Source organism: Parasedimentitalea marina (genome assembly GCF_004006175.1).
GTDB classification, from domain to species: Bacteria; Pseudomonadota; Alphaproteobacteria; order Rhodobacterales; family Rhodobacteraceae; genus Parasedimentitalea; species Parasedimentitalea marina.
Genome location: NZ_CP033220.1, coordinates 77410 through 89678, shown reverse-complemented (window position 1 = coordinate 89678; position 12269 = coordinate 77410). Strand labels below are relative to the sequence as shown.

12 protein-coding genes and 1 pseudogene are annotated in these 12269 nt (G+C 58.6%); 7 read left to right on the top strand and 6 right to left on the bottom strand.

Going from position 1 to position 12269, the window contains the following annotated elements; translation table 11 throughout:
• The first annotated feature begins 52 nt into the window (after positions 1-52).
• The 5 genes and pseudogenes from EBB79_RS24550 to EBB79_RS21710 all read left to right on the top strand — a co-directional run bounded on the left by EBB79_RS24550 (position 53) and on the right by EBB79_RS21710 (position 5433).
• Positions 53-193, top strand: a complete 141-nt coding sequence (locus tag EBB79_RS24550; protein WP_164860878.1) for a hypothetical protein — start codon at positions 53-55, stop codon at positions 191-193.
• Between the two features lie 32 nt (positions 194-225).
• Positions 226-2101: pseudogene (locus EBB79_RS21725) on the top strand (polysaccharide biosynthesis protein).
• 273 nt (positions 2102-2374) lie between these two features.
• On the top strand, positions 2375-4396 hold the full coding sequence (locus EBB79_RS21720; protein WP_127751148.1) for a YjbH domain-containing protein: 2022 nt from the start codon (positions 2375-2377) through the stop codon (positions 4394-4396).
• Positions 4393-5091 carry a YjbF family lipoprotein gene (locus tag EBB79_RS21715; protein ID WP_127751147.1) on the top strand — a complete coding sequence of 233 codons (699 nt, stop codon included), beginning with the start codon at positions 4393-4395 and terminating at the stop codon, positions 5089-5091. Before EBB79_RS21720 ends, EBB79_RS21715 begins: the two co-directional genes overlap by 4 nt.
• A gap of 135 nt (positions 5092-5226) precedes the next feature.
• Positions 5227-5433, top strand: coding sequence for a hypothetical protein (locus EBB79_RS21710; RefSeq protein ID WP_127751146.1), 207 nt, complete (start codon positions 5227-5229; stop codon positions 5431-5433).
• Positions 5434-5683: 250 nt separating this feature from the next.
• Here EBB79_RS21710 and EBB79_RS21705 read toward each other — a convergent pair whose 3' ends face one another.
• Both EBB79_RS21705 and EBB79_RS21700 read right to left on the bottom strand, forming a co-directional pair.
• Positions 5684-6895: a glycosyltransferase family 4 protein gene (locus EBB79_RS21705; protein ID WP_127751145.1), complete on the bottom strand. Its 1212-nt coding sequence runs from the start codon at positions 6893-6895 to the stop codon at positions 5684-5686.
• Entirely contained in the window at positions 6892-8058 is a 1167-nt protein-coding gene (locus tag EBB79_RS21700) for a glycosyltransferase (RefSeq protein WP_164860877.1), read from the bottom strand. The genes EBB79_RS21705 and EBB79_RS21700 overlap by 4 nt, the downstream gene beginning before the upstream one ends.
• Positions 8059-8299: 241 nt before the next feature.
• Here EBB79_RS21700 and EBB79_RS21695 point away from each other — a divergent pair, with 241 nt between their 5' ends.
• Positions 8300-9295 (top strand): glycosyltransferase family 2 protein, encoded by a 996-nt coding sequence (locus EBB79_RS21695; protein ID WP_164860876.1) that lies wholly within the window; start codon positions 8300-8302, stop codon positions 9293-9295.
• Positions 9288-10448, top strand: a complete 1161-nt coding sequence (locus EBB79_RS21690; protein ID WP_238705145.1) for a glycosyltransferase family 4 protein — start codon at positions 9288-9290, stop codon at positions 10446-10448. Before EBB79_RS21695 ends, EBB79_RS21690 begins: the two co-directional genes overlap by 8 nt.
• 1 nt (position 10449) lies before the next feature.
• On the opposite strand, the gene EBB79_RS21685 is transcribed toward EBB79_RS21690, so the two are convergent.
• The 4 genes from EBB79_RS21685 to EBB79_RS25025 all read right to left on the bottom strand — a co-directional run bounded on the left by EBB79_RS21685 (position 10450) and on the right by EBB79_RS25025 (position 12255).
• On the bottom strand, positions 10450-11010 hold the full coding sequence (locus EBB79_RS21685) for an ABC transporter ATP-binding protein (RefSeq protein ID WP_338045818.1): 561 nt from the start codon (positions 11008-11010) through the stop codon (positions 10450-10452).
• 106 nt (positions 11011-11116) lie between these two features.
• Positions 11117-11464 carry a hypothetical protein gene (locus EBB79_RS25035; RefSeq protein WP_238705135.1) on the bottom strand — a complete coding sequence of 116 codons (348 nt, stop codon included), beginning with the start codon at positions 11462-11464 and terminating at the stop codon, positions 11117-11119.
• Positions 11433-11849, bottom strand: coding sequence for a hypothetical protein (locus EBB79_RS25030; protein ID WP_238705134.1), 417 nt, complete (start codon positions 11847-11849; stop codon positions 11433-11435). The genes EBB79_RS25035 and EBB79_RS25030 overlap by 32 nt, the downstream gene beginning before the upstream one ends.
• Positions 11850-11991: 142 nt before the next feature.
• Positions 11992-12255, bottom strand: coding sequence for a hypothetical protein (locus tag EBB79_RS25025; protein ID WP_238705132.1), 264 nt, complete (start codon positions 12253-12255; stop codon positions 11992-11994).
• Positions 12256-12269: the final 14 nt, after the last annotated feature.

Sequence of the window (12269 nt, the reverse complement as noted above, 5' to 3'; positions counted from 1 at the left end):
TAGGAAACGGAAGTGAGTAATACTGAGACTCAAATAAATTTTGAAACTCTAAATGTGCGATGGTCACGAGGTCTTGGGTCATGGCACTTTTTATACCGATTATGCGCAGGCCCAGTATTTTCCGGGGCTTGATGCGATAGGCATGCGCCTGATTTTTGCAGGGTTGGCGGGCGATAACGCGGTGAATAAGTGAAGTAGAAGTAGTTGAGTGCCGGGGCACAGGATATGTTTGATTTAATCAGTCGGCTTTCGAGAAAACAAAAATCCTATGTCTTTCTGACGCTGGATGCGCTGCTTTGTCCTTTGGCACTGTTTTTACCTTTGTGGTACAACCCCTGCCAGATCCAGCGCTGCAGACCCTGGCCCTGATGGTGCCTGTCCTGCCCTACGCGGTTCTGGTGACGGCGGGAACCTCGGTCTGGTTGGGATTGTACCGGGTTAAACTCAACGCTTATGAGCGTCACGCAATGATGCTGACGGCGCTGGTGGCTGTGTTGACGGCGACGGTTCTGGCCCTGCTCACCTATATGGTGGGGCCGGATTTGCCGCCGGGCACCTATGTGGTCTTTGGGTTATTCTATTTCGTCTCTATGGCGCTGGCGCGGGCGATCATGCTGCAGCTGACGTTGGTGATTTATCGCCGGATGCAGCCGCGCTGCCGGGTGCTGATTTATGGCGCCGGTGCTACGGGCACGCAACTGGCCCAGGCGCTGAAATCCCATGATGGCATCGATCCGGTGGCCTTTGTCGATGACAATACCTCTTTGCAGGGGGCGACCCTGCTGGGGCTGCCGGTCCACACGCCGACGGATATCGCCGAGATCGTCGCCAACCGTGGAATCAGACGGGTGCTCTTGGCAATGCCGTCGCAAAGCGTCGCAAAACAGGCTCAGATCACCCGTCGCCTGCAGGCGCTGGACCTAGAGGTTCAGGTGTTGCCTTCCTTTGCCCAACTGATTGGCGAAGAGGCGCTGGTAGACAAGCTGACACCCGCTTCAGCGCAGAGTTTCCTGGGGCGGGATACGCGGGATGTGCCCTTGAATGCGGCCAGCCAGTCTTATCAGGATCGGGTGGTGCTGGTCTCGGGGGCTGGGGGATCGATCGGGTCCGAACTTTGCCGTCAGGTCCTGGCCTGTCATCCCACCAAACTGGTGCTCTACGAGCTCTCCGAGCTGGCGCTTTATACTATCCATCAGGAATTGTTCCCACTGGGCCAGGAACTTGGAGTTGAGGTGGTGCCAGTGCTGGGGTCGGTGACTGACCCACGTCAGGTCCGTATGGTGCTGGAGCGGCATCAGATCCAGGTGGTCCTGCATGCGGCCGCCTATAAACATGTGCCCCTGGTCGAGGCCAATCCCCTGCCTGGGCTGGCCAACAATGCCTTTGGCACCCAGACACTGGCGCGGCTTTCCGCCCGTGCGGGCGTGGAGCGCTTTATTCTGATTTCCTCGGACAAAGCGGTGCGCCCGACCAATGTGATGGGGGCCTCCAAGCGCATGGCGGAACTTATTGTGCAGGATCTGGCTTCGCGCAATTCCAGGACCATCTTCACCATGGTGCGTTTTGGCAATGTGCTGGGGTCCTCCGGCTCTGTGGTGCCGCTGTTTCAGGATCAGATCAGCCGGGGCGGGCCGGTGACGGTGACCGACCCGCGGGTCAAACGCTATTTCATGACCACCCACGAGGCAGTGCAACTGGTGTTGCAGGCTGGTGCCGAAGCCCAGGGCGGTGAGGTCTTTGTCCTGGATATGGGTAAGCCGGTTTCTATCCTGCATTTGGCGCGCCAAGTGATCGAAAGCGCAGGCTATAGCCTGCGGGATGAAGACACCCGGATGGGGACATCGCGATCGAAATCATTGGCCTCAGGCCAGGTGAGAAGATGGAAGAAGAGCTGACGCTGAGCGCCAACCTGACCCCGACCCACAACCCCAAGATTTTCTGCGCCCGAGAGGCGGTGCTGTCGGAAATTGAGGTGGCAGCCCTGATGCGAGAACTGCGCCAGGCGGTGGCCAGCGGTGATGAAGTGGGGGTTCGAACTTTGATCGCTCGCTGGATCGAGGGCGGCGGAGAAGACACGATCGGGGCGCGAAAGACCTCCTGATCCATTGAAATGTTTGTCTCTTTCATGCTTTAACGGTATGCAGCGTATGGCAGTAAGGGCAGTGGATTCCCCGGTGAATATGATTTCGAAATTTTCCGCGCGGTTGGCGCTTGCGGGCTGGATTGCTGCGGTGACCTGTATAGGGGCGGCGCCGGCTTTGGCGCAATCGGAGCCTTTGCTACTCAAAGTACCGCCAGCGCTGAGGAGGCGCCGCGCTTCAAACGCATTCCGGCGCCGAGCCTGAATTTCTACGGCACCTCCGGGCTGATTGATATGCCCAGTGCTGAAATGCAGCCCGATGGTCAATGGAACACCACTGTGTCCTGGTTTGCAGGCCAAAGCCGCTACAATATGACATTCCAGGCACTGCCCTGGCTCTCGGCCACCTTTCGCTACAATGGTATCCAGACCAACGGAACTCCGATTGACGGCTTTAACACCTATTACGACCGCGGCTTTGATGTGCGGGCCCGCCTCTGGAGAGAGGGACGCTGGCGTCCTGCTGTGACGGTGGGGCTGCAGGATTTTGCCGGCACCGGCATCTATGCGAGCGAATATATTGTTGCGACCAAGGGCTTTGATACACCTGCGCTGACGGCGCGGGGGGGACCCGGACGGCTGAAGGTGACGGCAGGGCTGGGCTGGGGGAGACTGGCCACCCACGGGGCAATTGGCAATATCGGTGGAGTGCGGCCTGGCTTTGTTGCTGGATCTTCAGGTGGCGAGCTGTCTATTGACCAGTGGTTTCGCGGCGATTTCGCCCCTTTTGCAGGTCTTGAATGGCAGGTTGATGACCGCTGGGGGCTAAAGGCGGAATATTCCTCGGATGCCTATGTAACAGAAACCGGCGGGCCGGATGTTTTTGAACGCGAGTCCTCTCTCAACTTTGGGGTAGAATACGAGTGGACGCCTCGCACCCGGCTGGGCCTCTATTACCTCTATGGCTCGGAAATCGGGCTGAGCGCGCAGTTCCAGCTGAACCCGAAATACTCGCCAACTCCGATGATGGTGCCCGCGCCGATACCCGTGTCGCCCCGCAGCAATTGGGCACCGGACCCGAGCGACTGGAGCCAAGACTGGGCCAGAAGCGAGGCCACGGTGCTGAAGATCCGTGACCAGCTTGCCGAAGCGCTGCGCCAAGATGGACTGATTCTGGAAAGCCTGGATATCAATGGGACCAGCGCCGAAATACGGTTCCGCAATACCCGCTACCGCTCCTATATGCTGGCGGTGGGTCGCGCTGCGCGGGCGGCATCGCGGGCTCTGCTAGCCTCGGTCGAGACCTTTCGACTGGTGCCTGTGCGCACCGGTATGGGCCTGTCCTCCACGGTGCTGCGGCGTTCAGACCTAGAGGCGCTGGAATTTGCCCCCGATAGCACCGCGGCGATATTGGCGGTGACCGGTTTCACCGACGCGCGCCCGATGTCCGATCAGGCGCTGCAATCGGGTGATCTTTATCCGGCCTTCGCGACCTCGATCAGCCCCTATTCGGCACCGGCCTATTTCGATCCGGATCGCCCGTTCCGGCTGGATGTCGGTCTTGATTTCGCCGCCAGCTACGCGCCGGCGCCGGGCTGGATCTTTGCCGGTGCCATCCGTCAACGCCTGGCCGGCAATGTCAAAGACGGGCGCGCCTCGAATTCTGCCTTGCCGCATGTGCGCACCGATCAGGTGGAATATGCGCAGTTTGGCACCACCCTGGAGAACCTTTATCTGGCGCGCAGCTGGAAACCGGGCGAAAATCTCTATGCCCGCGCCACGGTTGGCTATTTTGAGAGCATGTATGGCGGCGTCTCGAGTGAACTGCTGTGGAAGCCGGTGTCGAGCCGCTTGGCGCTGGGGGTCGAGGGCAACTATGTCATTCAGCGTGACTTCGATCAGCGCCTGGGCTTTCGCGACTATAAAACGTTTACCGGACATGCCTCGGCCTATTACCAACTGAACAATGGCTTTCACGCGCAGGTCGATGTGGGCCGGTATCTGGCCGGCGACTATGGCGCCACCTTCAGTATTGATCGGGTGTTCGCCAATGGCTGGTCGGTGGGCGGCTTTTTCACCAAGACCGATGTCTCGGCGGAAGATTTCGGCGAAGGCTCGTTTGACAAGGGCTTTCGCTTCCGGATTCCGCTGGATTGGATGCTGGGACGCCCCAGCCGCAACGCCTTTGGCACGACCATACGTCCGGTGCAGCGCGATGGGGGGCAACGGGTGGTGGTGCCGGGACGGCTTTATGGAAAAATCCGCGATGCGCATCGCGCCAGCCTGGAACAGCAAGGGGCAACGTTTTGGGAATGAGATTGCATCTGGCAAGACTGACGGCGCTGAGCGTCATGATCCTGGTTGGCGGTTGTAGCCGGGGACCAGAGAAAGCCCCGCTTGAGGTTGAGGTGGCGCAGGCCGTGGGGCAGAAGGTCGCCGCTCTGCGCAACCGCTCTGAGGAGGTGCGTCCGCCGCCGACCCGAGCTCAGCTCGACACTGTCAAAAGCCCCTATATCGAGGTGACGCTAGAGCGCCACGATCTGCTGGCCTATCTGCGCCAAGAGGCGGTGCGTCGCGATGGCGAGCCCGGCCAGATCGTGGTCTGGCGCACCGATGACAATGTCACTCTGGCGCTGCGCAATGGTGTATTGATTGCCACCCGCGGTCTTGGCGATGATCTGCTATCGGCCTCGGCGCTGGTTGGAAATGGTGCCAGTGGACCGCAGCGCGGGGGGGCGCGGAGCTATCATATTCGCGGGCTGGACAATGAATCCCGCAGCCTCAACCTGGCCTGTGACTTGCAGGATCTGGGTGCCGAGACGATAGAGATTATCGCGCTCAGCTATGCCACCCGGCATCTGCAGCAGCGGTGCGAAGGCGGTGAGGGCGCCGAGGCTGGCGTGGTGGTGAATGATTATTGGGTTGATTCGGTCTCGGGGCGTCTGTGGCAGTCGCGCCAATGGGCCGGTCCCACCATAGGGTATCTGCGGATCCGGCAATTGACCCTCTGAAGGTCAATATCTGCTGATTTTCGGCAACGGAGACATAAAAACTAAATTTCAACCAATAGGCGCGAAAAACCTGCGTTGAACTATAACCTGAACTGGCTTAACATTAGCCCAGAGCATTCCAATGGAGTTTGGATTATGAAACAGATCATTACCGCATTTTTTCTTGCCGCTGTCGCAACTTCGGCCTCGGCACAAGTCGTTGAAGAAACCCCAATCTTTCTGGGTCAGACCGGCCTGACCGTTGGCACCACGGCTGCTGTCGTTACGACTGTGGTTGTCGTTGGCGTCATCGTCAATGACGATGACGAATCGGGCACCACAACCACAACCACAACCAACTAAGACTTGGTAAGGCAGGCCTATGGGTCTGTGGTTTTGAGATAGCGGGCCCGTTGGGCCCGTTTTTCCGTTTGGCGTCACCTATAGGCAGTGATGCGCCGAATGCGGGGCCACTTGGCTATAAACGGCCCCATACCGATTCCTCTTGTTAGATAAGCTACTGTTTCCTAACAAGAGTTGCAGTTGGAAGTAGCGCGCACCCTGTCACAATGCGCGCACCCATAATAGGGGTTATGTTAAATACACCAAGACCCTATGGCACGAGATCATTCAGAATGCTTGAGAGCTGCCGTGCTTGATCAGAGAAGCTGGTGACGGGTATCGATGGGGTTGCGGTGGGTTTCTCGTCGAGAACTTCAATAATCTGTTGACGCAATTCGGTGCTGGGGGCTCCGATTGGGATCAGCTTATGAGCTGGAATGCTGCCATGTTCGACCGTACCGCCACTGTCCGTCTGGATGACCCGGATACCGCGGGCCAAAGCCTCGCGGATGGCAAGCCCAAAGGTTTCTTTCCATTGAGAGGTGAACAGTAAAACATCTATTTTTGAGTAGAAATCATCCATGTCCGACTGTGAGAACCTGGGGTGTATCTGCCAGTTGCCGGATAGGGCCTTTAGAGTGCGGCCCTTCCACCAACTGCCATCCAGACTGCCATCGACCACAAGCCCGGCGAAATGACTGTGTGGCAACCCCGTAAAGGCCTCACGGATCAGTGGCCAGCCTTTGATTTGTGAGGGCCCCCCGACAAATCCAAAAACCAGCCTTGGGTCTTTTTCGCGCCGCGCGGCCTGGCGGTCTTTGAAATCAGCCTTCGGCATGTTGACGCCATTGCTCCACACCACACCCTTGCCAGGACCAAAGCCAGAGGCCTCGCTCAGGTTCAGGGCGAACTGGCTGGGGTATGTAATGACATCGGCATAGGCGGCCTGGGCCGCCAGATAGTCAAAACGGGTGCGGGCTGCAGAGAAATTCTCTGCACAGGAGCGACAGTTCTCAATGCGCACCGGATCCTGGCCGCAGTACCGTTGGTTGACCCGGATCATGAATTGCCGATCGCAGATCCACCAGAAATCATGCACGCTCAGAACAACAGGGAGACCGCGGGCCTTGGCTGTCTGAAGGACGCCTGCGCCGATATCCTGCAGGCAATGGGCGTGTAGGACATCGGGTTGTAGCTGGTCTATCAACTGTCCGAACAGGGCCGTTATCTGCGGATTGTCATAGAGCTCTGCATAGGAGCGGTTCTGATCGATATGGATGAGGTAATTGGCGATGCCGTTCTTTTCAGATTTTGTCAGCGTATAGGGGGCAAGTCCCTGCCCGAAGGTGACCGAGACCACCGAAACGCGGCAGCCGGTCTGATGAACAAGAGCCTGGGCGACCTCTTCAGCTACAATGGTTGCGCCGCCATAGGTGAAAGGGGCAAAGAAGACATTGGCGAGCAGGATGTGCATGTCTTTCATCCCTTGACCCAGTGTAAAATTTCGGGGGAAATAATGTGGTCTTCGGGTTGACCAGACCAGCGGGTTTCAAGATCAGCGCGGGCTGCATTGCCCATCTTTCGGGCTGTGTCGGGATCGCGCGCCAGCTGCTCAAATGCGGTGGTCCAGGCCTCAGGCTCATCTGCAATCAGGCCGGTTTCCCCTGCGCGGATCACATGCGCCATATCGCTGACCGTACCAGCAATCGAGGGGACCCCGACCGAGGCAGCATCAATGACCCGCACGGCGGATTTGCAGCTGTTAAAGATATCATTTGCCAGCGGCATGATGGCGCAATCCGCCAGGGCCAATGTTTCAAGATAGCGCGCATAGGTGGTGAACGGGTGTGTTTCGACTTGCTTTTGCAAGTCTGTGGGTAGGAAATCCGTGTCGAAATGGCCCAGGATCATCAATCGCCGTTGGGGAGCAGCAGCGAGGAATGCAGAGACCTGCTCTTGGATGATGGCAAAATCGGCCTCATGCCCCTGCGACCCGCTGGCAAAGGCCAAGCGGAAGACACCGTCCTGCCTTTTGGCGGCGCCTGCGGCGGCCTGGGCCTGAGCGCCAGCTTCCAGGGTGAGCGCATCGGCAAAGTTGCGGCGGATATGGACAGGACGTCTTGTGTAAAGTCGCGTGTGTTGCGCCATCCCGGGGGTCGAAACGGTAATCAGATCGGCCCCGTTCATCATGTCCAGGTAACGGGGCGCTTCGGAGAGAAAATGCAGCTTCATGGAGGCGGGCAGCGCTGACATATTCTGATAGGTCTCATAGGCAGAGACCGAGAACAATGGGTCGTCAAGATCATACAGAATTGGCAGCCGTAGCCGATGGGCTTCGTAGCGATACATCGAGGTGACGGGTGTGTTTTGCAGCCGGTATTCCATCAGATGCGTGGCATCCTGCAGGACTGAGACGCAGCGCGGTACGTCCTGGTAATGGGCATAGCCGACATCTACCCCTTGGGTCTCCCAGAAACCCGCCAGCTGTTCGACCCGGTATTTGCGGCACTGGGGCAGGTTCATATCTGCAATCAGCGCAATTTTGCGGCGTTGCCGCAGAACCGCCGGCGCCGGGGAAATGTGAAAGGCCTCCTTTTGGGCCAGGGTTTGCCAGACCTTGCCAAGGTACATGTGATCTCGGTGCATGGCAGTATCATGACCCAGCGCGGCAGTCCCAGAAGGGGCAAGGCCCCGGAGACGCATCGCAATATAGATCCGGGCCTTGCGTGCGGCTGACCGCAGCCCCTCCTCCCGGCAGCTTTGAATAAACCTTTGAATAAGAGCTGTTCTAAAAAAACGACGCACAATAAAATCCTTATTTTAACATCGTTGCTAGCCTATTTTCAAATGCTGCACCATAGCGCCAAACCTATTGCGGACGGGCGCATTGAAAACGGGCCTTGACCACCAGCAACAAGTGGCGGATGTCCAAGTCATGCCCGTTGCCCCCGCTTCTTCAGCCCCTGTGCCAGTCCTTATTCTCATGGGGGTTTATAATGGCGCGCGCCACCTGGCTGAACAGCTGGAGAGCCTGGCAGCCCAGGACCATGTGAACTGGCGGCTTTTGTGCAGCGATGATGGGTCCAGTGATGGCAGCCAGCAGATCATTCGCAGCTTTGCCGGTCAAAACCGCCACCCGCTGGAATTGCGCCAAGGCCCTGGCCAGGGGTTTTCCCGGAATTTCATGCAGATGATCCGTAATCTGGAGGAGAGCCCGGAGTATATTTCATTTTCTGATCAAGATGATATCTGGTTGCCGCATAAACTCTCCCGGGCCCTGACCGCGCTCTCAAAGGTCCCGGCCACAGTTCCGGCCCTCTATGCGTCGCGGCAATGGGTCTGGGAATCAGACACCCAACGCAAACGATTGAGCGCGCGGCTGCAGCGGCCCGCGGGTTTTCGCAATGCCTTGGTCGAAAATATCGCGACAGGAAACACCATCGTCCTGAATCCTGCGGCCGCAGGGCTGGTGCGCGAGGCGGCCCGCCTGACAGGCGATGTCTTTGCGCATGACTGGTGGCTCTATTTGCTGATCAGCGGTGTTGGAGGACGGATCTTGTTTGATGAGGAACCGGGCCTGCTTTACCGACAGCATGGGGCCAATGTGATTGGCGAAGGCGCAGGCATCCGGGCCCAGCTGCGCCGTAAATACGCCGTGATGCAGGGCGCCTTTGCGCAACGGGTTGGCGGTAATCTTCAGGCTATGCAGGCGGTGGCACCCCTGCTGACGCCTGACACCAGATCGACCCTGGAGCGGTTTACTGCCGCGCGCCAAAGTCACCTTCCCTGTCGCCTGTGGCGCTTTTATCAAAGCGGTGTCTATCGACAGTCACGGGCGTCGCGCTTTGGCTTTTGGGGAGGTGCCGCTCTTGGCCGTGTCTGACGCGCGTCCCACCATCCTGTTGGCAGGTGGCGATGGGGGGCCCTCGGGTGTGCCACGCAATATCTGCATGTTGGCCCGCGCCTTGCAAGACGCGGCCGAAGTGCATGTGGTGAGTGAGGCAGACCGTGGTGGCTATGTTGATCTCAAAGCAAGTGGTGCCAGGCATCATGTTGTTCAGAGGTTGAAAAGCAGCTTGAACCCTGGCCATCTGTGGCGCGGATGGTGTGGTTTTCTTGGGATTGTGCAAAGCAGGCCCTGGTCTCTCGTCTGGCTGCATGCCCGTTTGCCTGTCCTGCTGGGGCGTCTTGCGCTGGCCTTGCGCCTCTGGCGTCCGGCACCGGAAACCCGCGTGGCTCTGACCTATCACGGGCTGCCTTTTGGACCAGGTCACCGGTCGGGGATGGCGGCGCTGTCGCGCCGGGTCGAGCAGGCCCTGCTTGCAGCCTGCCCGCCGTTGGATTTGATTTTTCTCACGGTGACCCAGAAACAGCGCATGGTCACCGCTGTTGGTGCTTCGGTGTTGCGGCGGCACCGCTGCCATGTTCTGCCCAACAGTTCGGATCTGGGGCCCCTGCCCCAGCGGCCTGACCCCCGAACCCCAGGCCGCACATTGGTTCTGACCGGGCGTGTGGGTTATCAGAAGAACTATGCACTGGCCGTGCGCTTCTTTTCCCACCTGCCCCAAGATATGCGGCTCATCCTGTGTGGTGGTGGCACCGCAGAGCCTGCATTCCAGCGCCAGATGCGCCAGATCGCGGGACCGGCGGCAGCCCGGCTGGAATTTCGCGGTGCCATGGCCGATATCCGCCCCGTCTTGGCTGAGGCGGATGGTTATCTCCTCACCTCCCGTTATGAAGGCACCCCGATCGGGGCCCTCGAAGCCTGTGAGGCGGGGTTGCCGCTGTTGCTCAGCCCATTCGAAACCGCTGCAGATGTGGCAGCCGGTCATCCCATGGCGCGGGTGCTGCAGCTGAGTGCTGAGAGCATGGATCAGGATGCCAAGAGTGCAGACCTCCTGATCCACGAGTATCTGGTGGCGCGGGAGCGGCACAGCACAGAGATCCGCGCGGCCTGGAAACAGCAGTGGAGTCGATCTGCTTTTGACAGAAATGCCCAGGCTCTGTTGCGCGAGTTGCTGTCGCCCCGCCAATAACCTATTGGGAACTGGCTTCTTTCAGGTTGCGATCGTGATGTTCCAGGGCTTCCTCGATGTCGCTATAGGCCACGACCTTACCCTCTTCCAGCACCACTCCGTAGTTGCACATGCGTCGGACCATGGGCGGAGAATGGGTCACTACCACGGCGCTTGCGTTCTCCAGCCGGGCTTCAAAAAGCTCGACGCTCTTGCGCTTGAAAGCCCCATCCCCGACCGAGGTCACCTCGTCGATCAGGTAGGTGTCAAAGCGGATCCCCATGGAGACACCGAAGGACAGCCGCGCTTTCATTCCTGAAGAGTAGGTGCGCAAGGGCATGTGGAAATGCCGTCCCAGTTCGGCAAAATCCTGTACAAAATCTACCAGCTCATCCGTGTCGACACCATAAAGCCGGGCCACAAAACGGGTGTTCTGCACGCCGGTCAGGTCGCCATGGAAAGACCCGGCAAAGCCGACTGGATATGAGATTGATCCATCCGTGAGCACCTGCCCCGAGGTTGGACGCAGGGTGCCCGCGATAATTTTGAGCAGAGTGCTTTTGCCGGCACCATTACGGCCCAGAAGCGCGACGCTTGCCCCGGTGGGAAAGGTCGCCGTGATATCATCAATGATGACTTTTCACTGCCGCGTAAGGGCACAGTTTTCCTGAGCCGATCCAGATAAATCATCAGCGACGGTCGCGCAGGCTGTAGTAGATCAGCACCAGCAGAAGCCAGACAAACAGCAAAAAGACCCCAATCACAAGAAGCAGGATGGGGCGGTCAGGATATTCCGCACGCTCCGCCAAGGTTGGGCGGATATGGGCTGCCAGATAGCGGCTTTGTTTGCGGGCCTCTGCCTGAGCTGCATCATAAGCGGCCCAGGCCACGGTATAGGCCTGCTCGGAAAATTCCCGATCCACCAGAAGCCCTTCGTATTCGCCAACAAGATTGGCAAAGACTGTGGCCCCGGCAGCACTGCCCCCCAGCCCCAGCTTGCGCCGTTCAGCGGCGATGCGCTGTTCGATGACCACCACGCGGCGCCGCCCTGAATGACCCGTGGATCCCCTCGCGCGCATTGTCCATGAGAAGGTCCTGTTCGATCAGCGCCTCAGCCAATTGTTGCTGCAAGATGGTGAGCAACCCCATTTGGTTCTGCGTATCGATCGAGGGATCAACGATCTGGGTCCGGTTGCGGTAGGAGGTCATGGCGCGCCGGGCTTCTTTCAGGCGCTCTACGGCTGTTTCAAGCTCATCGCGGGCGTATTTGATCGCATCCTCACGCGCGATGGCTGAGAGATTATTGATCATGGTGTCGGATTCTTCGAGAATGACGCTGGCGATCTTGCGCGCCTCTGCCGGATCAAAGGCCAGGATGCGCAGGTTCAGAAGTCCTGAGCCGCTGTCGTAGGTGATTTGCACCATACGTTTCCAATGGTCCAGAAGATCCTCGATGCTGCCGTTGGGATCATAAGCAAAACCGGATCCTGGCGCGTGCTGACCCGAGACCAGATCCCGCGCAGATCCGCCTTTTCATCGACCTTTCGTACCATTTGCTGGCTGTTCAGGTAGTCAAACAGGATGTCCGTGTCAGAAGAACTGGAGCCGGAAAGTTCGGTAATTCCGCCCAAAGTTCGATGGCTGAACTGCTTTCTTCGGTCCTGACTGAAAATCCCAGATAAGAGGCATATTGGTCAGCGGCGCGTTCATAGAGATACCAAGTGGCCACCGCGAAGGGTAAAACCACGGCGAGCAGAAAGCTGAGGGCAATGCCACGGTGCCGCCCGCGGGTACGGCTTGCTGCGGCTGGAGGACGGATGTGTTGCACCGTTTCCACCTTAA

Excerpts from the sequence above, each read along its gene's own strand:
- EBB79_RS21700 (WP_164860877.1), bottom strand. The coding sequence starts at position 8,058 with ATGCACCGAGATCACATGTACCTTGGCAAGGTCTGGCAAACCCTGGCC.
- EBB79_RS21715 (WP_127751147.1), top strand. The coding sequence starts at position 4,393 with ATGAGATTGCATCTGGCAAGACTGACGGCGCTGAGCGTCATGATCCTG.
- EBB79_RS21720 (WP_127751148.1), top strand. The coding sequence starts at position 2,375 with ATGCCCAGTGCTGAAATGCAGCCCGATGGTCAATGGAACACCACTGTG.
- EBB79_RS21705 (WP_127751145.1), bottom strand. The coding sequence starts at position 6,895 with ATGAAAGACATGCACATCCTGCTCGCCAATGTCTTCTTTGCCCCTTTC.
- EBB79_RS21710 (WP_127751146.1), top strand. The coding sequence starts at position 5,227 with ATGAAACAGATCATTACCGCATTTTTTCTTGCCGCTGTCGCAACTTCG.
- EBB79_RS24550 (WP_164860878.1), top strand. The coding sequence starts at position 53 with ATGTGCGATGGTCACGAGGTCTTGGGTCATGGCACTTTTTATACCGAT.